Raw genomic sequence first — 19,268 nt, 5'->3', positions numbered from 1 at the left:
CAAACTCTCCATAAAAGTTGAGAATGACTTGCTCATTTGCACACCGAATGTGCTTGTTTTACTTCCTTCTATATAGAAAGAAGATGTTGACGTACTGGTTGGTTCGTTCAGTTTTCAAAGATCAAATTGCGTTGCTGTCGTTTTGGCGACAAGAACTAATTTACCATGATTATAAAATTAAGTCAATAACATTTCCGAAAAAAGTTCCAGTCATTTCAATGCTGCCGATTTGTGTTCCGGCGACTTTCCTGACAACGATTAATAATATAGCATATCCTCAGAAGTAAACGCAATAACTTTTTATGATTTTCATTAAATTCTTTTTCCCTATATCCTGCGAAGTAAACTTATTTCACAAAAATAGACAAAAGCCTCAGCTTTTGTCTATTTAAGAATAGATAAATTAGTTCTGTTTTTTCTTCTTGGGCATATACTGCAGACATTCTTCACCACTGGCAAATCTTCTGAACAATTGAAAGAGGACGTCATACCTTTCCTCCATGGCCCCTTTAATGTTTGAGTCAATTCTATGGTCTCCTAGGTCAAGTGTTATTTCTTCCATCTCTCTCTTCAATAAATACTCGATCTCTTGATGCTCCTGCTTCGTCAGCATAAGTCCATACATCAGTGACCCTCCCTATCAAACAACTTCTTTTTATTTTTACCCTTTTTTCAGGATTTATAGCATAGGTTGTCCTTTTTTTCATAGGTATAGATTAGAGAGGTTTAAAAGGGGTGCGAAGACATGAATTTTTTGAGGAACAGAATCGATCTCATTAAACGCTACGGAATTATTGTCGTTATTGCTTTATTTTGTGCCGTCTTAATGTGGGTGGGGCAAAGAAGTCAGATTGCCGTGTTTTCCAGCGACGGCGAACCACGTGCTCTATCCCAGGGGAGTGAAGAACACCCTTTTGTTTCGTTGACGTTTAATATTAGCTGGGGGAATAATAAGGTTCATGAAATATTAAAAAAGTTAGAAACACACGATGCCAAAGCAACTTTTTTCCTTAGCGGGGAATGGGCGGAACGCCATCCTGATATTGTAAAAAGCATACATGAAGCTGAACATGAAATTGCCATGATGGGTTATGCCTATACCAGTTATCCAAAATTAGAACCGCAGGAAATGAGTCAGGATATTGAAAAAGCAAGGGAAGTCTTTAATAAGCTTGGATTTGAGGAGATTAAATGGTTCCGCCCCCCTCATGGACATTACAATAAAGAAGTACTGGAAGCCATCGATGGGAAAGAACTTGAGGCTATTCAATGGAGTGTCAATCCGAGAGACTGGGAAAACCCCGGCACGAATCAGATTATTGATCAAATTTTAGAAGAAACCGGCAAGGGAGATATCGTATTACTGCACGCTTCTGATTCAGTAAAACAAACCGATAAGGCGCTGGAAGTTGTACTGCCAGGCCTGAAACAGAAAGATCTGGAATTTGCCACCATTACCGAATTAGTAAACGGCAGCAAAGCCAAAATTACTCAAGTTGAATAATAAAAGAGCTGCTTATGCTGCAGCTCTTTTATTTCCCCGTTTCTTCTGAGGCGGTTAAGCGATGCAGCAATAATAGCTGATAGACATTGCAAACGACTAAAGGAATAAACATCAGCCACACATAATCAACTGACCCCGCACGTAAGACGGGTACCCATTCAATGGACGTCACTACCACCATAAAAAACAGGGCCGGTACAAACGCCTGGCGATTTGTTTCTTTCGCTTTTACATAAGCTGTACCTAAAGAAATCATCAGCAAAGCCAAAGCTGTAAACACATAGGGCCATATTGAGGCGTCCTCTGCTGCCTGATAACGAAAGTAAATTAAATCAAAAATCGTGAAAGCCACTAAAAATAACTGTATCGACGTCCAGCTTCCTTTAAATATACCTTTCCCAAATTGATGAACGGTTAAGTATGCAAAAAAACCCATTTGACTTATGATACTGAAAATAAAACCTAACCCAGAGAAAAACAACAACAAACCGAGCAGTTCAAACATTTGAAATGGTTGAAACACTTCAGCATACGAATTACTTTTAATAATAAAACTAGAGAGCAATGTTAAAACGCCGCCAATCAGCAGCGTCGTTAAGAATAACCGCACCCATTTTCGACTGTTCACGTTTTTTCCCCCTACTGCTTTAAGTTCCCTCTCGTATTTTATCATGAAGCCTGCTGTTTTTCCTCCAGCTCGCATATTTTTTTCTTCCGGGTACATATTAATGGTATGGGAAAACAAAGGAAAGGGGACATTTCTCATGCCCATTTTACGAACCATTTGTCCCATATTACTCGTTGTTTTCCTGGCGGCATGTAATGGCAGCTCAGGTGCCAGCGAGCAGGGGGATTATGATACAACTAAAAAAATGATGGTCGATATATTAAAAACAGATGATGGTCAGCAGGCTCTTATGGAGGTACTCTCCGATGAAAAAATGAAGCAGGAGCTTGCCCTGGAGTCAGAAGACGTATCCAGCGCAGTAAAAGAAACCCTTCTTTCTGAAGAAGGCAAAGACTTCTGGAGCAACTTATTTTCTGACCCAACTTTCGTGCAGGAATTCAGCAAGGTTGTCCAGGAAGAACAGGAAGATCTAATGAAAGGCCTCATGAAGGATTCTGAATATCAGGCCTCATTAATCGAGTTATATCAAAATCCAGAAATGATGGAAAAAATGCTTGAAGTTATGCAGGGTCAGCAGTTTCGCGGTCATTTAGAGAAGACGATCGAAGAGACGTTAAACAGTCCTGTGTTTCAGGCAAAAATGAGTGAAACTCTCTTAAAGGCCGCTGAAGAAATGCAAAGCGGCGGCGGTGGAAGTGAGGGAGGAGAAGAAGGAGAACAAGAACAATCTGATGAAGGCAGTCAGGAAGATAAAGGTTCTTCATAAAGAAAACACGCAGCCATCCATGACTGCGTGTTTTTATTTTTTTAGTTGGAAAGCTTATCAACAATTTTAGCTGCCATGTTTCGATAAACAACACCTGTGGGGTGGTCTTCCTGATACACGGACGGCGCAAAAACATCTTCATCCTCATATGGCTGTTCAAGAGGAATGTGTCCTAACACATCTGTTTTCAGTTCGTCAGCAAGCTTTACTCCGCCACCGCGTCCGAAAACAAATTCTTTATTGCCCGTTTCTTTACTTTGGAAGTAAGCCATATTCTCAACAACACCAAGAATATCATGTTCCATCTTAATCGCCATCTGTCCTGCACGAGCCGCTACAAACGCCGCTGTCGGGTGCGGTGTTGTCACAATAATCTCTTTGGAAGAAGGAAGAAGAGAATGGACATCCATCGCAATATCTCCCGTACCTGGAGGCAAATCAAGTAAGAGATAGTCTAACTCTCCCCACTCTACCTCTTTGAAGAAACTTGTCAGCATTTTACCTAACATGGGGCCGCGCCAAACAATCGGTGAGTTATCTTCCACGAAGAAGCCCATAGATACAAGTTTAACCCCAAACCGTTCAACTGGAATAATTTTTTCACCGCGCACAACCGGGCGTTCTTCAACCCCCATCATATCCGGCACACTAAACCCGTAAATGTCCGCATCAATGATACCGACCTTTTTACCTAAGCGGGTTAAGGCAACCGCTAAGTTTACAGTTACTGTGGATTTTCCTACTCCGCCTTTTCCGCTGGCAATGGAAATAAACTTAGTGCCGGTATTTCCCCCAAGCAGAGTAGCTTCCTGCTCCTGCTCAGCGGCAGGCTGATGCTTTTCGATAACTTCGTCGGGAAGTTTATCAAACCTAAGACCTACTGTAGCCGCTCCCCCGCTTTTAAGAGCATTAACGATTTTCTGCTGCAGCTCCATCTGTTCAGCTGTATTTGTTTTTGCAATTAAAATCTTTACACTGACGTGATTCTTTTCTTCTTTTATCTTAATTTCTTCAACTCCGCCGGTTTCTTCTAACGTTTTATGTAAAAACGGATCTTCGACAGGGTGAAGAATCTCTAGTACTTTTTCTTGAGTAAGCACATGGGTCACCTTCCTTAGAAATGTTTCAACAGTGCAAGTATAACATACATGAAACGCTTTCTAAGTAATTTGCACAATTCTTGGAATTTATTCCTCTGTCGTGTATTTTAAGATGCCCCGGTAGATCGAAGCCGCTACCTTTCTTTGATAATCTTCACTTTCAAGAAGTTCTCTTTCCTGAGGGTTGGTGAGAAATCCTGCTTCAACCAACACCCCGGGGGAATCCGCATGTTTTAGAATATATATATTCCTCAGCCCTGCCGGTTCTCGATTAGTATTCTCCAAATTATCTTTGATTTCTTCCTGGACAGCTTCAGCTAACCGCTTACTATCTTCCTTATTCGGGTTAAAAAAAGTCTGAGCCCCGCGCCACCCTGAAGAGGTACTTGCATTTAAATGCATGCTCACAAACAGATCAGCCTTTGCCCCGTTAATGATGTCGATTCGATTACGAATATCTTCAGCTTTACGAGCAGATAAGCTTCCATATTTTGTAGATATAGGATTGTCCGATAAATCCCGGTCATCTTCCCGTGTTAAATAAACAATAGCACCAGCTTCCTGCAAATAGTCTTTTAAGTAATTGGAGAGATTCAAGGTAATCCCCTTTTCTTCTGTACCATTAGCTCCACTGGCCCCTGCGTCTGGTCCCCCGTGACCCGGGTCAATGACAACAACTTTCCCAAACAATGGAGACGACCAGGATTGCATCGTGTCTTTTACTTCCTGGACAGGAATATAAATTAAACCCACGCAAATTAAGATGGCTGTAAACCATGTAATTGTTTTTAACCGCCGAATCATCATGTTCCATACTCTCCCTTCCCCTTGTAGCTCACTATATGGGACAAGAGATGAAATTATGAATGCAGTAAACATGACTATACCAAAGGGCCTATATGGATATTGTCGATTTTTGCAATTTTCTAAAAATTTTGCGACTTAAGTGGTATAGACATCTATATTATTGTTCATTAACATAAGAATTATAAGGAAAATGGTTCTATCCCTTATTGTCGACATCTGGAAGGAGGAATTTATGAAAAAGAAAGCTTCACCTATCATTTTATCTGCTGCAATACTTGCATCCCTGTTTTATCCTATTCAAGAAGAAAGGAGTGTCGAAGCCAACGAGCTGAATAAACCGACTATGGAAGAGAGAAATCACAAAAAATCCAAAGAAAAACCTCACCCAAACTTTTCGTGGAGTGATCCAGGCCCGTCTTCTCCCGTGCTCCACCCTGGATCCGTAAAAGGCTCCGGATTGATGGCGGAACCATTACAGGAGATTGATTCTGTGTTGGAAGCAAAAATTGCTGAAGGAGCTATGCCCGGCGCCGTTACTCTTGTTGCCCGCAAAGGCCATATAGCCCAAAATGAAGCCTACGGCCATTCACTGCTGTATGAAGATGATGAAGGAACACAAGTGGATGAACCCATAAGCATGGAGAAAGATACGATATTTGACGCAGCCTCCATCAGCAAAATCTTCACGGCCACAGCCGCTATGAAACTTTATGAAGAAGGACACTTCGACCTCGATGACCCTGTAGCTGAACATATACCCGAATTTGCTCAAAACGGCAAAGAAAATGTGACGATTGAGCAATTAATGACACACACCTCAGGATTTGTCGCCTGGGTCCCTCTTTATTCGCAGGGAGAAACAAGAGAAGACCGTCTGCAATATGTGTACGAGCATCCGCTCGATAACCCACCAGGATCTACATACACCTACAGTGACTTAAATATGATTACTCTTGCCTCAATCATTGAACGCATCTCCGGACAACGTTTAGACGAATTTGTAAAAGATAACATAACCGACCCTCTAGCCATGAAAGATACGATGTACAATCCACCTCAAGAGCTTAAAGACCGTATCGCAGCTACTGAATACCAGCCTTCAATAGACCGCGGCATGGTATGGGGAGAAGTCCATGATGAAAATGCATGGTCCCTAGACGGGGTGGGGGGTCATGCCGGTGTTTTCTCAACAGCGGAAGACTTGGCGAAACTTGGCCATATGTACTTAAATGATGGACGATATGGCGGAAAGCAAATCCTTCAGCCTGAAACGATTGAACGTTTAACCGAAAACCGCATTCCTGAATTCCCCGGCAATGAACACGGACTTGGCTGGGAGCTTTCACAGGGGTGGTACATGGATGCTTTAACAGGCGCTTCTACTCTAGGGCACACTGGTTTCACAGGGACGTCCATGGTATTAAACCCAGAAAACCAGACGATGGCGATTCTGTTAACCAACCGGGTGCACCCAACGAGAGACACCGTCTCAACGAATACTACCCGCCAGCTTTTTGCAAGACAGGCAGCAGACGCTATTCCGGTCGACATACCTGGGAAGGAAAGAGCCTGGTTCTCGGGCTATGGCGATAACTTAAATCGAACCTTAACAGCTGAAGTGGATCCAAATGAAGAAGCAATGCTTACCTTCGATACATGGTACAAGATTGAACAGGATTATGACTTTGGCTACGTAGAAGTCTCTGAAGATGGAGAAAACTGGTCTGCCCTACCTGAACCTTATACGGGCAGCAGTAAAGCATGGGAAGAACAATCAGTTGATCTGCCGGCGGGCACGAAATACGTCCGCTTCCGTTACGAAACTGACGGTGGTACGAATGGCAGAGGCTGGTATGTCACAAACTTGAATATAAACCAACCAGGTTCTCTTAATTTTGTTTCGGATGATTGGGAAAAGAGATCTTATTAAATAACGTGGGAGTGGAAAAGCCTAATGAAGCGATTACGACATCGACGTTCCATATATATGATTATCGCTGCCCTTGTCATTAGTCCTCTAACACCTCAAACAGCATCGGCTGATGCTCACGACGGACAAGACGATTTAATATTATTAGAAAATGTTCCAGAAACAGAGCCTGAAATTATAGAGGATGAACTGGACCTTACCGCTTTAAATGTTCATGACGACGGACATTTTACAGAAGCTGATGACTCAAACTTAAGCTGGTCATCTTCAAACAAAAATGTTGCCGCAGTGGATGAAGAGGGAAGAGTAACTCTTTCTGGCCAAAACGGCCGCACATTCATTACTGTATCGGACGGCACTAATGAAGACCGTATTGCCATTGACCATAAACCAGCTAAAGGAAATAAAGGCAAGCCTGATTTTGAAGGACAGATCGTCAAAGAAGACGGAGAACGTTACGAATTAGTGAATCAAGCCATTGAAGGAATGACGATCGAAGAAAAAATCGGACAGATGTTAATGCCTGACTTTAGAAACTGGGACGGCGATAATGTAACAGAAATGCTTCCCGAAATTGAGCAGACCGTGAAGGATTACCATCTTGGCGGTGTAATTTTGTTTAGAGAAAACGTCGTCACGACAGATCAAACGGCTGAATTAGTCGCTGATTACCAGGAAGCTTCAGAAAAATACGGTCTGCTTATGACCATAGACCAGGAAGGCGGCATTGTCACCCGCCTCCAGTCAGGAACTGATATGCCTGGAAACATGGCTCTTGGCGCCACTCGTTCTACAGATCTTGGAGAAAACGTCGGAGCCTCGATTGGCGCTGAGCTGGAGTCGCTCGGTATTAACATGAACCTTGCTCCAGTAATGGACGTGAACAACAACCCGGATAACCCGGTCATCGGTACTCGTTCATTTGGTGAGGATCCTGAGCTAGTGGCTGATTTAGGAATCGCTTACACGAAAGGGCTTCAAAGTACAGGGGTGGCTGCAACTGCGAAGCACTTCCCGGGTCATGGAGATACTGCCGTAGATTCACATCTTGGACTGCCTGAAGTTCCTCATGACATTGACCGGTTGATGGATGTAGAGCTCTACCCATTCCAGCAGGCCATGGAAGCTGACATTGATGCGATCATGACCGCACACGTGACCTTCCCTAAGATTGATGACACCACGGTCACTTCCAAACAAGACGGCACAGAAGTCACTCTGCCGGCAACACTGTCTCCTAAAGTTCTCACAGGCTTAATGCGGGAAGAAATGGGGTATGACGGTTTAATTATTACGGACGCCCTTAATATGGGAGCTATCACCGACCACTTCGGCTCCGTGGATGCTGTCATACGTGCGGTTAATGCAGGCACCGACATCGTTCTTATGCCGGTCGGGCTTGAAGAAGTAGCTGATGGATTATTAGAGGTTGTAGAAAATGGTGAAATAAGTGAAGAGCGCGTTGAGGAATCTGTTGAACGGATTTTAACTCTTAAGTTAAAACGCGGCATTCTTAAAGCCGAGTCCGCTCCAGATTTAGAAGATATTATTTCTAATGCCGAAGAAACTGTTGGATCAGAAGAACATAAAGAGGTCGAAAAGCAAGCATCAGACCAATCGATTACGCTCGTCAAAAATGATGATGTTCTACCTTTAGAGGCTGACAGCAATGAAGAAATTGCTGTCGTAGGTAACACGTATATCAACGATTTATATGATGCTGTCCAGAGCCGCCACGAGAATACGGAGTTAATTCAAGCCTCTGGACCTCTGAGCGATGAACAGCTGGAACAAATCGATGAAGCTGATCACATTATTGCAGGGTCGTACACGTTTAACGTAGCAGGACGCGATGAAGACAGCGCCCAAATGCAGCTCGTTAATCAGCTGATTGAAGAATTAGACGTTCCTGTTACTGGTGTAGGGATTCGTAACCCTTATGATGTGATGGCTTATCCGGAAGCGGACGCCTACATTGCTCAGTACGGCTTTAATCAGTCAAGCTTCGATTCCACCGCCGCCACTATCTTTGGAGAAAACAGCCCTTCCGGCACACTGCCTGTCACTATTCCAGGCCAGAATGGGGAACCACTTTATGAGTTCGGACATGGTTTGAATTATTAATAAAAAGGGAGGTCTTCTCCTCCCTTTCCTAATTTAAAAAAGGAGTGAAGATCACGTGAAGAAACCCTTAATCGGTATGCTCGTGTTAGTACTCATCCTGTCCACATTCACGGTCGTTTTTGCAGAAAAAGGAGAAAACAATGGTAAGCAGAAAGGCAAAAATAAGAACTTCCAGCTGGGGGTTGAAGCCTTACTGGAAGATGAAAAAGATCTGATTGAAGGGAAGAATGTAGGTCTCATTACGAACCCTACAGGAGTGGATAAAGACTTAAACAGCATCGTTGATATTTTACATGAAGATCCAGACGTTAACCTTACTGCTCTTTATGGACCAGAGCACGGGGTGCGTGGTAGTGCGCAGGCTGGTGAATATGTAGAATACTATACCGACGAACAAACTGGATTACCCGTTTACAGTTTGTATGGAGAAACACGTAAGCCGACTCCAGACATGCTAGAAGACGTGGAGGTCCTCCTTTTTGATATTCAAGACGTAGGAACCCGCTTCTACACTTACATCTACACCATGGCCTACGCAATGGAAGCCGCGCAGGAAAATGACATTCCATTTGTTGTACTGGATCGTCCAAATCCGTTAAGCGGCGATAAAGTTGAAGGACCCGTGTTAGAAGAAGAGTACAAGTCGTTCGTCGGAAATTATGAAATTCCGCTCCGACACGGGATGACAGTCGGTGAGCTTTCTAAGCTTTTCAATGAAGAATTTGAAATCGGTGCTGACTTAACGGTCGTAGAGATGAATAAATGGAAGCGCAACATGTACTATGATGACACACCGCTTGAATTCGTCGCGCCTTCTCCAAACATGCCGACGACAGACACCGCTCTTGTCTATCCAGGAGCAGCTCTTATTGAAGGCACAAATGTATCTGAAGGCCGCGGCACATCGCAGCCATTCGAATTGATCGGTGCTCCATTTATCAATAGTACTGAGCTTGCGGAAGAGATGAATGACTTGAACTTACCAGGCGTAACCTTCCGTGCTGCCTCCTTTACACCGACCTTCTCCAAACATCAGAGCGTATTAAGTAACGGAGTGGAGATCCACGTGGAGCACGAAGAGTCTTATCAGCCTGTAGAGACAGGACTACATCTAGTTAAGACAATTCACGACATGTATCCGGAAGATTTCGAATTCCGCACAGATGGCTTTTTCAATAACTTAATTGGAAATGGATGGGTTCAGGAAGCCATTGAAAATGGAGAATCTGTTGAAGAGATTCAAGCTGAATGGGAAGATGAATTAAACGAATTTAAGGAAGTACGTGAACAGTACCTGCTTTATAAGTAAATAAAGATACCCCGGGCTTCCTTTAATAGGGAGTCCGGGGTATTTATTTTGTGGTTTATGGCGCTTTTGCGGCTTTATGGGCGCTTATCCCCCTTTTATGGGCAAAATGCAAAAAAGCCCTCTTCCAAATGTAAGGAAAAGAGCTTTTTAAATAAAAGATATTAACGCTTAGAGAACTGTGGAGCACGACGAGCACCTTTAAGACCGTATTTCTTACGCTCTTTCATACGTGCGTCACGTGTCAGAAGTCCTGCACGCTTAAGTGGTGTACGGTATTCTGGATCTGCTTGAAGCAGAGCACGGGCGATTCCGTGACGGATCGCACCAGCTTGACCAGTGAAACCTCCACCATCTACGTTTACATATACATCATAGTTTCCTTCAGTTTCTGTAACAGCTAGAGGCTGTTTCAGAATTGTACGAAGGGTTTCATATGGGAAAAAGTCTTCAGCATCACGCTTATTTACTACTACACGACCAGTTCCTGGAACAAGACGTACACGAGCTGTTGACTTTTTACGACGTCCGGTACCGGAGTATTGTACTTGTGCCACTCGATTACCTCCCTTTTATTATCCGCGAAGTTCGTAAACTTCTGGTTGTTGTGCTTCATGCTTATGCGCAGATCCAGCGTATACATGAAGTTTCTTGCCCATTTTGCGTCCCAGGCTTCCTTTAGGCAGCATACCTTTAACAGCAAGCTCTAGCATTTGCTCTGGGTATTTGTTACGCATTTCGTTAGCTGTACGTTGCTTCAAACCACCTGGGTGATTTGAGTGACGGTAATAAATCTTATCATTGATTTTGTTACCAGTTAGTTCGATTTCTCCTGCATTGATAATGATAACATGATCACCAGTATCAACGTGTGGAGTATACGTAGGTTTATTTTTACCGCGAAGGATCGCAGCAACTTCGCTTGCCAGACGGCCAAGTGTTTGCCCTGCAGCATCCACTACGTACCATTTGCGGTCCACGTTGTTTTCATTTGCCATGAAAGTTGTGCGCATATCGGTTTCCCTCCTGAATGGTTAGTTTCACAAAACTGATTCATTGATTATTTATCTCAAATACGATTAGTTTCCGGGGCTAACCGTGGTATAGAAATAAAATGCCATAGAATATAATATAACACTCTTGTCCCGGATGTCAAGGGTGTAAACGCAAGGAAACGTTGTTTTTTTAATAAAAATGTAGAACCGGGCTGCTTAGGACAAGCAAAAGGGCAAAGTAAATTAATCTTTATTGCAGCTGAGATTTAATAATCTACTTTCCATAAGAACAAGCCATGCGGCGGAGCAGTTTTGCCTGCGGCTTCCCGGTCTAAAGCTTCTATTATTGCTTTTAAATCCTCTGGTTCCCGCTCACCTCTGCCGACTTCCAGTAACGTGCCTGTTAGAATCCGGACCATATTATAAAGAAAGCCGCTCCCTTTAAATATAAATATAAGCACCGCTCCATTCTTCTCAATGGTTGAGTGGTGGATCGTCCGCACTTTACTACCTTTTACGTCAGAGCGGGACGCACAAAATGAGGTGAAATCATGCTCTCCTTCAATAATCCGGCATGCTTTTCTCATTGCATCAAGATTGAGAGGCATCTTTATGTGATATGAAAAGTTCCTCCGAAAGATATCAGGCTCCCGGCTGTTCCATACAAAGTACCGATACTCTTTACCTGTCGTATCGTAGCGTGCATGAAAATCCTTGGCTGCCTGCTCTGCTTCGGTAATGTGAATATCCGGCGGCAGTATGGTATCAAGCGCCCTCTTCCAGTTCGGTGCAGGTATGGTGAGGTCCGTGTCAAAATGAATGACCTGTCCCCTGGCATGGACTCCAGAATCCGTCCTGCCGGAAGCCGTAACCTTCACCTTCCTGCCTTTATGAATTTTTGTTAATGCTTTTTCAAGCTCTTCCTGAACAGTATTGCCATTAGACTGCACTTGATAACCTGCGTAGCGGGTGCCGTCATACTGAACGGTACATTTTATTCGATCCATAATAATTTCCTCCAGCTTAGGTCCTTGTAACGAATAATCCAATCACGACTAAAAGAAAAACTCCGCTGATTACATAATCCACTCGGCCGATCTTCAGCTCTCTTAATTTGGTCCGTCCTTCCCCGCCTTTATACCCACGCGCTTCCATAGCCATAGCGAGCTCCTCAGCTCGTTTAAAGGCGCTGACAAACAAAGGAACCAAAAGAGGGATAACAGCTTTCACACGGTCTTTAAATGAGCCTGTGCGAAAGTCCACGCCTCGGGATGCCTGAGCTTTTGATATTTTCTCCGTTTCCTGCATCAGCGTCGGGATAAAGCGAAGGGAAATAGACATCATGAGAGCGAGCTCATGAACCGGGAAGCGGACTTTTTTTAAAGGACCCAGCAGTTGTTCAATGGCATCCGTGATTTCAATAGGAGTAGTCGTCAGTGTAAGAAGAGAAGTTACCATAATAAGCAGGAAGAACCTTAATGAGATCGTGGCCCCCTGAACCACAGCCTCGCGATAAAGATCCCATCCTAGAACAGTGGTGATCACTTCCCCTTCCCGAGTCATAAATAAATGAAGCAGAAAGGTAAAAATAATTAAAAACCATACAGGCTTCAGCCCTTTTAATATATAACGGACTTTAATTCTCGTAGCAAAGGCACTGCCTAATGAAAAGAGTGTCAATAACGTATAACTCATAACCGAATTAGCAAAAAAAACGATCACTACAAATAAGAAAATTATAGAAATTTTCGTTCGAGGATCCAGCCGGTGAACAACTGACCTGCCGGGAATGTACTGACCAATCATCATAGTGCTACTCATGACCGCGCCCTCCTTCAACGTAATGGGCGAGTTCCTTTGCTAATTCAGCTATTGACTGGCCTTGATATGAATAATGAGTTTCAAACCTTTCGTTAACCTTCGCTAAAAATTCGATCACCTCAGGAACATCAAGCTGCACCGCTTGTAAAGCTTCCTTTTGCTGAAACAACTCTAAAGGGGCCCCCTGCTTATATACTTTTCCTTGGTTTAGGATAATAACGTGATCTGCATACGCCAGAGCATCTTCCATACTATGAGTGACCAGAACGGTCGTTAATTGTTTTTCCTTATGCAGGTGAGAGAACATACTCATAATTTCTCTCTGTCCACGTGGATCCAGTCCAGCTGTAGGTTCATCAAGGACAAGAACCTCAGGCTTCATCGCTAGTACCCCTGCTATGGCCACACGACGCATCTGTCCCCCGCTTAAATCAAAAGGAGAACGTTCGAGCATACTTTTATCCAGATCCACGGCATCCACAGCTTCTCTAGTACGGGCTTTGATCTCCTCATCATCTACTCCGAAATTCGTCGGGCCAAACGCAATATCCTTCTCCACTGTCTCTTCAAAAAGCTGATGCTCCGGATATTGAAAAACAACTCCTACCTTTTCCCGCAGTTCACGCAGCTGTTTGTTTTTTTCATCTGCAGATAAACGGTAAGGTCCTATAGTGACCACGCCGCCTGTGGGACGGAGAAGACCGTTAAGATGCTGAATTAAAGTAGATTTACCAGAACCTGTATGGCCGATAACAGCAACAAAAGAGCCAGATCGGATCTCAAAGGACAGATCGTGCAGTGCCTTAAATTCAAACGGGCTGTCCGGCTGATACGTATAGCTTACATTCTTGAACGTAATGTCCATAATTCCTCCAACAACTCCTGGTGATTAAGTGGCTCACATGTAAGGTTCAGACCAGCTGCCTGCAGCTCTTCTGCTAGTTTGGTTACAAATGGAGTATCTAAGCCAATCTTCTGCAGTTCTTCGTGCATGGAAAACACTTCTCTAGGATCCGCTTCAAGCCATACTTTCCCTTCATTCATTACCATCACACGATCTGCCTGTGTAACTTCAAGAAGGTCATGAGTAATGGTCACTAAAGAGAGGTTCCGCTGTTCTCTGACTTCAAGCACCGTATTCAATATTTCTTTACGACCCTTTGGATCGAGCATCGCTGTGGCTTCATCTAAAATAATATATTCCGGCGATACAGCCAATACACTGGCAATAGCCACTCTTTGTTTCTGTCCGCCAGATAAACGATGGGGTTCATGATATTCATACTCACTCATACCAACAGCAGATAGACTTTCAGCAATCCGCTGAATCATCAGTTCCCTCGGCATCCCGTGGTTCTCCATCCCAAAGGCAACGTCATCACGAACAGTCGTACCTACAAATTGGTTGTCCGGGTTCTGAAAGACCATTCCAACATTTTTCCGTACGTCCCAAATCGTTTGTTGGTTTACAAGCTCCCCATTTACATAGATTTCCCCATGCTGAGGAAAAAGCAGACCATTCATCAGTTTCGCAATGGTTGATTTTCCAGATCCATTATGACCAATGACAGCTACCCACTCATTCTCACAGATGGTAAAACTAACATCTTTAAGTACCCAGGGCATATCCTCTTGATACCGGAAAGACACGTTCTTGAACTCAACCTTTTTCTGCTCCATCATGTGCTCCTCCGCTCCACTCATTTCCCGGGAAATAAATTTCAACAAATATACCGTATTTCCGACATCATTTCCTAAATAAGGACAATAAAAAAAGGGCTGGAGTAAACCTCTCGTAGAGATTTTCGTCCTGCCCTTTACACCCTTAAAATGGTGATATTAAACGAGTTCAATAATCGCCATTTTTGCTCCGTCACCCTGGCGCTCGCCGAGCTTAAGCACGCGAGTGTAGCCACCTTGACGCTCCTCGTAGCGGGGTGCGATATCAGAGAACAGCTTTTGAAGGGCTGTTTGATCTCCTTCTTCATTCGCCTCCGCTTTGTAAAGGAACGATTCAGCTTGACGGCGAGCGTGCAAATCGCCACGCTTACCTAGTGTAATCATTTTCTCTACAACAGAACGAAGCTCTTTTGCTTTAGCTTCTGTTGTTTCAATACGCTCATGAATGATCAAGTCTGTTGCTAAATTACGAAGCAGCGCCATACGTTGATCAGTAGTACGTCCTAATTTTCTAGCCATGAAATATCCCTCCCTTTTAGGAATCTCTTAGATGTGCGTTTGATTAATCTTCTTTTCTTAAACCTAATCCGAGCTCATCTAGTTTGTGCTTCACTTCTTCGAGAGATTTACGACCAAGGTTACGAACCTTCATCATATCGTCCTCTGATTTATTCGCCAGCTCTTGAACTGTATTAATTCCCGCACGCTTCAAGCAGTTATAAGAACGAACAGACAAATCAAGCTCTTCGATTGTCATCTCAAGAACTTTTTCTTTTTGGTCCTCTTCCTTTTCGACCATGATCTCAGCCTTTTGAGCTTCATCTGTTAAGCCGACAAAGATATTGAGGTGTTCCATATAGATTTTTGCTCCAAGTGAGATGGCTTCCTCAGGACGAATGCTTCCATCGGTCCACACGTCTAAAGTAAGCTTATCAAAGTTTGAAGTTTGACCGATACGAGTGTTCTCAACTTGATACGTTACACGAGAAACAGGTGTGAAAATAGAATCAACTGGAATAACTCCAATTGGCAGATCGTCATGATTGTTTCCTTCAGCTGGACGATATCCTCTACCACGCTCAGCGGTAATACGCATACGCAGCGGCGTGTTACTGTCCAGTGTAGCAATATGCAGGTCTGGGTTTAGAACTTCTACATCACTATCGTGCGTAATATCTGCTGCAGTTACCTTACCTTCTGTCTGTACATCAATTTCTAAAGTCTTCTCTTCATCAGAATAAATCTTCAAAGCTAGTTTCTTTAGATTCAGTACAACGGTCGTCACATCTTCAACGACACCTTCAATTGTTGAAAATTCATGAAGAACCCCATCAATTTGTACAGATGTAACAGCTGCACCAGGTAGTGAGGATAATAAAATACGACGTAAGGAGTTACCTAGTGTTGTACCATATCCACGCTCAAGCGGCTCAACGACGAATTTACCGAATGTGGAATCACTGCTGATCTCAACCGGTTCGATTTTTGGCTTTTCAATTTCGATCATTTAAACAAAACCCTCCTTCAAAACGTCGAAACCTCGGCTAGACATCTGGTCTAACCGAAATTCCTCAGGTAGGCAGTCCCAATATCAAGACTCATTATGACTGTCTGTGGCGGTGCTATTTACAAGCTATCATACCCCATTATAGACAGGGTGACAAATTCTATTCAGAATTATTATACGCGACGACGTTTTGGCGGACGGCAACCGTTGTGTGGTACTGGAGTTACGTCACGAATTGCAGTAATCTCAAGCCCTACAGCTTGTAGAGAACGAATGGCTGCTTCACGACCAGCGCCAGGGCCTTTAACTGTAACTTCAACAGTTTTCATTCCGTTGTCCATAGCGTCTTTCGCAGCGGCTTCAGAAGCCATTTGAGCAGCAAATGGAGTAGACTTACGAGAACCTTTGAAACCAAGGGACCCAGAGCTGCTCCAGGTGATTACGTTACCTTGAACGTCGGTGATCGATACAATCGTATTGTTAAAAGTAGAGCGAATGTGAGCCACTCCGCTCTCAATATTCTTTTTCACGCGACGTTTACGACTACGAGTATTTCCTTTACGTGCCATATTCTATAAACCTCCTTTATTACTAATTACTTACGTTTGTTAGCCACTGTACGACGTGGGCCTTTACGGGTACGAGAGTTGTTTTTTGTCTTTTGTCCACGAGCTGGAAGACCGCGACGGTGACGAATTCCACGGTAAGAACCGATTTCGATTAAACGTTTAATGTTCAGAGAATTCTCACGACGAAGGTCACCTTCCACGTTGCGGCTGTCTAAAGCTTTACGAATCTTACCTAATTCATCTTCCGTAAGATCACGAACGCGAGTATCTTCAGAAACGCCAGCTTCAGCCAATACTTCGCTAGCTAGTGACTTGCCTACGCCATAGATATAAGTTAAAGATACAACAACTCGTTTTTCACGAGGGATATCAATACCTGCTATACGTGCCATTTAGTACGTGCACCTCCTTGGTTAATTAACCTTGTTTTTGTTTGTGTTTAGGATTTTCACAGATAACCATTACTTTACCTTTACGTCGGATAACTTTGCATTTCTCGCAAATTGGTTTTACAGAAGGCCTTACCTTCATCATCCATACCTCCTTTTATAACGGAGCTCTGTTTATTATTTATAACGGTACGTAATACGTCCTCTTGTTAGATCATACGGGGAAAGTTCTACCGTCACCTTATCTCCAGGTAAGATTCGAATGAAGTGCATACGAATTTTCCCTGAGACATGAGCTAAAACAGTATGGCCGTTTTCAAGTTCTACTTTAAACTGTGCATTAGGTAGAGTTTCAACGACTGTACCTTCCACCTCAATTACATCGTCTTTCGCCATCGAGTTGATCCCCCTTCTCTAAATCTGTCACTTCATTGACATATTTTGATACGGCAAATCGAAGCTTGCCATTCGTGACGCGACCAGTTTCCAGAAGGCTGTTTTGGACTTCCGGAGAGACGAAATCCAAAAGCTCTACGTGCTGCAGATTCTTTTTCTTTGGTCGATCGTACTTTCGTTTCTCTCCGTCGGCAAGCAGTAATAAGCGGTCTTCAAGAATGTCTATAACCACTGCATACTGCCCTGCCTCACGTCCTTGCACAATACGAACAACTTGACCTATTCGTGGACTCGACTCAGATTCATTCAAACACGATCACCTTCACTTAGGTTGTAGTTAATACTTCGTAACCTTCTTCCGTAATCGCAATGGTGTGTTCAAAGTGCGCACACATTTTACCATCTTGTGTCACTACCGTCCAATGATCTGACAGTGTCTTCACATATCGGGACCCTGCGTTAATCATTGGTTCTACAGCCAATACCATTCCAGGCTTTAATCGCGGGCCTTTGTCCGGAGGACCGTAATGAGGGATTTGAGGGTCCTCATGTAAATCCTGCCCAACTCCATGCCCAACGTATTCGCGAACGATTGAAAAACCTTCAGCTTCTGCATAGCTTTGAATGGCATGAGATATATTTGAAAGGCGCACACCTGGCTTAGCTTCATCGAGTCCCTTCCACAATGATATTTCTGTTACTCTCAGCAATTCCGAAGTGTCCTCATCAACAGTGCCGACTGCATAAGTCCAAGCCGAATCACCATGGTAGCCCTGATATTTTGCCCCAATATCGATACTAATGATATCTCCCTCGTTTAGCACCCGGTCTCCCGGGATGCCGTGAACGAGCTCTTCATTGACCGATGCGCAAATACTGCCACGGAATCCATTATAACCTTTAAAAGAAGGGATTGCATCCATGCTGCGTATGAATTGATCAGCTATCCGATCTAATTCACCGGTCGTTACACCGGGCTGGATGTTTTTCTTCATTTCACGGTGCGTTAAGGCGACGATACGGCCGGCTTCGCGCATGATTTCTAACTCCCGCGGCGTTTTGCAGATAATCATTTTGACAGGCCTCCGAGCTTTTGGTCAATATCCTGAAAAACGAGATTAATATCTCGATCTCCATCGAAAGTGACTAAATAACCTTTTTCCTGGTAGAAATCAAGCAGCGGTTGAGACTGCTCTACGTTTACTTCAAGACGCTTCTTAACGGTTTCAGGCTGATCGTCTTCACGTTGAATAAGCTCTGCACCATCATGATCACATTTACCTTCCTCTTTAGGACGGTTAAATATGACATGATAAGTCGCTCCACAAGTCGGGCAAACTCTTCGTCCGGTTAGGCGTTCGATGAGTTGGTCTTTTGGAACATCAATATGAAGAACGTAATCGACTGACTCGTTCATATCTTCTAAAAGATTTTCAAGCGCATCTGCTTGAGCAATCGTACGCGGAAAGCCATCAAGCAGAAAGCCATTTTGACAATCATCTTTGCTTAAACGTTCACGTACAATTCCAATTGTTACTTCGTCAGGAACCAGTTCACCTTTATCCATAAAAGATTTAGCTTCTTTACCAAGTGCAGTTCCTTCTTTAATAGCTAAACGGAACATATCTCCAGTAGAGATATGAGGGATGTTATATTTCTCGACTATCTTTTCTGCCTGAGTACCCTTGCCGGCACCAGGAAGACCCATCAGAATTAAGTTCAACGTGTTCCCTCCGCTCTCATTTC

The 19,268-nt window shown here is 43.6% G+C and carries 24 protein-coding genes; 5 read left to right on the top strand and 19 right to left on the bottom strand.

The window, feature by feature from the left end; all coding sequences use genetic code 11:
• Positions 1-403: 403 nt before the first annotated feature.
• Positions 404-625 carry a hypothetical protein gene (locus LF822_RS22060; RefSeq protein ID WP_253926241.1) on the bottom strand — a complete coding sequence of 74 codons (222 nt, stop codon included), beginning with the start codon at positions 623-625 and terminating at the stop codon, positions 404-406.
• Between the two features lie 120 nt (positions 626-745).
• Here LF822_RS22060 and pdaB point away from each other — a divergent pair, with 120 nt between their 5' ends.
• Positions 746-1,504, top strand: a complete 759-nt coding sequence (gene pdaB, locus LF822_RS22055; RefSeq protein WP_253926240.1) for a polysaccharide deacetylase family sporulation protein PdaB — start codon at positions 746-748, stop codon at positions 1,502-1,504.
• A gap of 28 nt (positions 1,505-1,532) precedes the next feature.
• Here pdaB and LF822_RS22050 read toward each other — a convergent pair whose 3' ends face one another.
• A complete protein-coding gene (locus tag LF822_RS22050) occupies positions 1,533-2,132 on the bottom strand; it encodes a KinB-signaling pathway activation protein (protein WP_253926239.1) in 600 nt (199 codons plus the stop codon).
• A 136-nt stretch (positions 2,133-2,268) separates the two neighbouring features.
• Here LF822_RS22050 and gerD point away from each other — a divergent pair, with 136 nt between their 5' ends.
• A complete protein-coding gene (gerD, locus tag LF822_RS22045; protein ID WP_253926238.1) occupies positions 2,269-2,898 on the top strand; it encodes a spore germination lipoprotein GerD in 630 nt (209 codons plus the stop codon).
• Between the two features lie 41 nt (positions 2,899-2,939).
• On the opposite strand, the gene LF822_RS22040 is transcribed toward gerD, so the two are convergent.
• On the bottom strand, positions 2,940-3,998 hold the full coding sequence (locus tag LF822_RS22040) for an Mrp/NBP35 family ATP-binding protein (protein WP_253926237.1): 1,059 nt from the start codon (positions 3,996-3,998) through the stop codon (positions 2,940-2,942).
• Positions 3,999-4,085: 87 nt separating this feature from the next.
• The gene (gene cwlD / locus LF822_RS22035; protein ID WP_371925990.1) at positions 4,086-4,805 is read right to left on the bottom strand and encodes an N-acetylmuramoyl-L-alanine amidase CwlD; all 720 of its coding nucleotides are present in this window, start codon (positions 4,803-4,805) and stop codon (positions 4,086-4,088) included.
• 232 nt (positions 4,806-5,037) lie between these two features.
• Between cwlD and LF822_RS22030 the strand changes: the two genes are divergently transcribed.
• Genes LF822_RS22030 through LF822_RS22020 form a run of 3 tightly spaced genes read left to right on the top strand, consistent with a single transcriptional unit; the run spans position 5,038 to position 10,168 of the window.
• The gene (locus LF822_RS22030) at positions 5,038-6,735 is read left to right on the top strand and encodes a serine hydrolase domain-containing protein (RefSeq protein ID WP_253926236.1); all 1,698 of its coding nucleotides are present in this window, start codon (positions 5,038-5,040) and stop codon (positions 6,733-6,735) included.
• A 24-nt stretch (positions 6,736-6,759) separates the two neighbouring features.
• A complete protein-coding gene (locus LF822_RS22025) occupies positions 6,760-8,859 on the top strand; it encodes a glycoside hydrolase family 3 protein (protein ID WP_253926235.1) in 2,100 nt (699 codons plus the stop codon).
• Between the two features lie 55 nt (positions 8,860-8,914).
• Positions 8,915-10,168: an exo-beta-N-acetylmuramidase NamZ family protein gene (locus tag LF822_RS22020; protein ID WP_253926234.1), complete on the top strand. Its 1,254-nt coding sequence runs from the start codon at positions 8,915-8,917 to the stop codon at positions 10,166-10,168.
• Between the two features lie 161 nt (positions 10,169-10,329).
• Here the strand turns inward: LF822_RS22020 and rpsI are convergent, their stop codons facing one another.
• From rpsI to LF822_RS21945, 15 genes are all read right to left on the bottom strand, one after another.
• Positions 10,330-10,722 carry a 30S ribosomal protein S9 gene (rpsI, locus tag LF822_RS22015; protein WP_101846976.1) on the bottom strand — a complete coding sequence of 131 codons (393 nt, stop codon included), beginning with the start codon at positions 10,720-10,722 and terminating at the stop codon, positions 10,330-10,332.
• A gap of 18 nt (positions 10,723-10,740) precedes the next feature.
• Complete coding sequence (gene rplM / locus LF822_RS22010; RefSeq protein WP_253926233.1) at positions 10,741-11,178, bottom strand: 50S ribosomal protein L13; 438 nt, start codon at positions 11,176-11,178, stop codon at positions 10,741-10,743.
• Between the two features lie 248 nt (positions 11,179-11,426).
• Positions 11,427-12,167 carry a tRNA pseudouridine(38-40) synthase TruA gene (gene truA, locus LF822_RS22005; RefSeq protein WP_253926232.1) on the bottom strand — a complete coding sequence of 247 codons (741 nt, stop codon included), beginning with the start codon at positions 12,165-12,167 and terminating at the stop codon, positions 11,427-11,429.
• A gap of 16 nt (positions 12,168-12,183) precedes the next feature.
• Positions 12,184-12,981: an energy-coupling factor transporter transmembrane component T family protein gene (locus tag LF822_RS22000; RefSeq protein ID WP_253926231.1), complete on the bottom strand. Its 798-nt coding sequence runs from the start codon at positions 12,979-12,981 to the stop codon at positions 12,184-12,186.
• Entirely contained in the window at positions 12,974-13,846 is an 873-nt protein-coding gene (locus LF822_RS21995; protein ID WP_253926230.1) for an energy-coupling factor ABC transporter ATP-binding protein, read from the bottom strand. Before LF822_RS21995 ends, LF822_RS22000 begins: the two co-directional genes overlap by 8 nt.
• Complete coding sequence (locus LF822_RS21990) at positions 13,822-14,661, bottom strand: energy-coupling factor ABC transporter ATP-binding protein (protein ID WP_253926244.1); 840 nt, start codon at positions 14,659-14,661, stop codon at positions 13,822-13,824. The genes LF822_RS21995 and LF822_RS21990 overlap by 25 nt, the downstream gene beginning before the upstream one ends.
• A 159-nt stretch (positions 14,662-14,820) precedes the next feature.
• On the bottom strand, positions 14,821-15,180 hold the full coding sequence (gene rplQ, locus LF822_RS21985; protein WP_253926229.1) for a 50S ribosomal protein L17: 360 nt from the start codon (positions 15,178-15,180) through the stop codon (positions 14,821-14,823).
• A gap of 43 nt (positions 15,181-15,223) precedes the next feature.
• Positions 15,224-16,168: a DNA-directed RNA polymerase subunit alpha gene (locus tag LF822_RS21980; RefSeq protein WP_101846989.1), complete on the bottom strand. Its 945-nt coding sequence runs from the start codon at positions 16,166-16,168 to the stop codon at positions 15,224-15,226.
• Positions 16,169-16,341: 173 nt separating this feature from the next.
• The gene (rpsK, locus tag LF822_RS21975; protein ID WP_188379092.1) at positions 16,342-16,737 is read right to left on the bottom strand and encodes a 30S ribosomal protein S11; all 396 of its coding nucleotides are present in this window, start codon (positions 16,735-16,737) and stop codon (positions 16,342-16,344) included.
• Positions 16,738-16,763: 26 nt separating this feature from the next.
• Entirely contained in the window at positions 16,764-17,129 is a 366-nt protein-coding gene (rpsM, locus tag LF822_RS21970) for a 30S ribosomal protein S13 (protein ID WP_253926228.1), read from the bottom strand.
• Between the two features lie 25 nt (positions 17,130-17,154).
• Positions 17,155-17,268: a 50S ribosomal protein L36 gene (rpmJ, locus tag LF822_RS21965; RefSeq protein ID WP_003156543.1), complete on the bottom strand. Its 114-nt coding sequence runs from the start codon at positions 17,266-17,268 to the stop codon at positions 17,155-17,157.
• Positions 17,269-17,303: 35 nt separating this feature from the next.
• Entirely contained in the window at positions 17,304-17,522 is a 219-nt protein-coding gene (gene infA / locus LF822_RS21960; protein WP_101846995.1) for a translation initiation factor IF-1, read from the bottom strand.
• Complete coding sequence (locus LF822_RS21955; protein WP_253926227.1) at positions 17,500-17,832, bottom strand: KOW domain-containing RNA-binding protein; 333 nt, start codon at positions 17,830-17,832, stop codon at positions 17,500-17,502. The genes infA and LF822_RS21955 overlap by 23 nt, the downstream gene beginning before the upstream one ends.
• A gap of 16 nt (positions 17,833-17,848) precedes the next feature.
• Complete coding sequence (gene map / locus LF822_RS21950) at positions 17,849-18,595, bottom strand: type I methionyl aminopeptidase (RefSeq protein WP_253926226.1); 747 nt, start codon at positions 18,593-18,595, stop codon at positions 17,849-17,851.
• Positions 18,592-19,245: an adenylate kinase gene (locus LF822_RS21945; protein ID WP_253926225.1), complete on the bottom strand. Its 654-nt coding sequence runs from the start codon at positions 19,243-19,245 to the stop codon at positions 18,592-18,594. The genes map and LF822_RS21945 overlap by 4 nt, the downstream gene beginning before the upstream one ends.
• Between the last annotated feature and the right edge of the window lie 23 nt (positions 19,246-19,268).

Origin of the sequence: Halobacillus sp. A5 (assembly GCF_024189315.1) — a bacterium.
GTDB lineage: Bacteria > Bacillota > Bacilli > Bacillales > Halobacillaceae > Halobacillus_A.
This window is presented reverse-complemented; position numbering and strand designations above follow the sequence as displayed.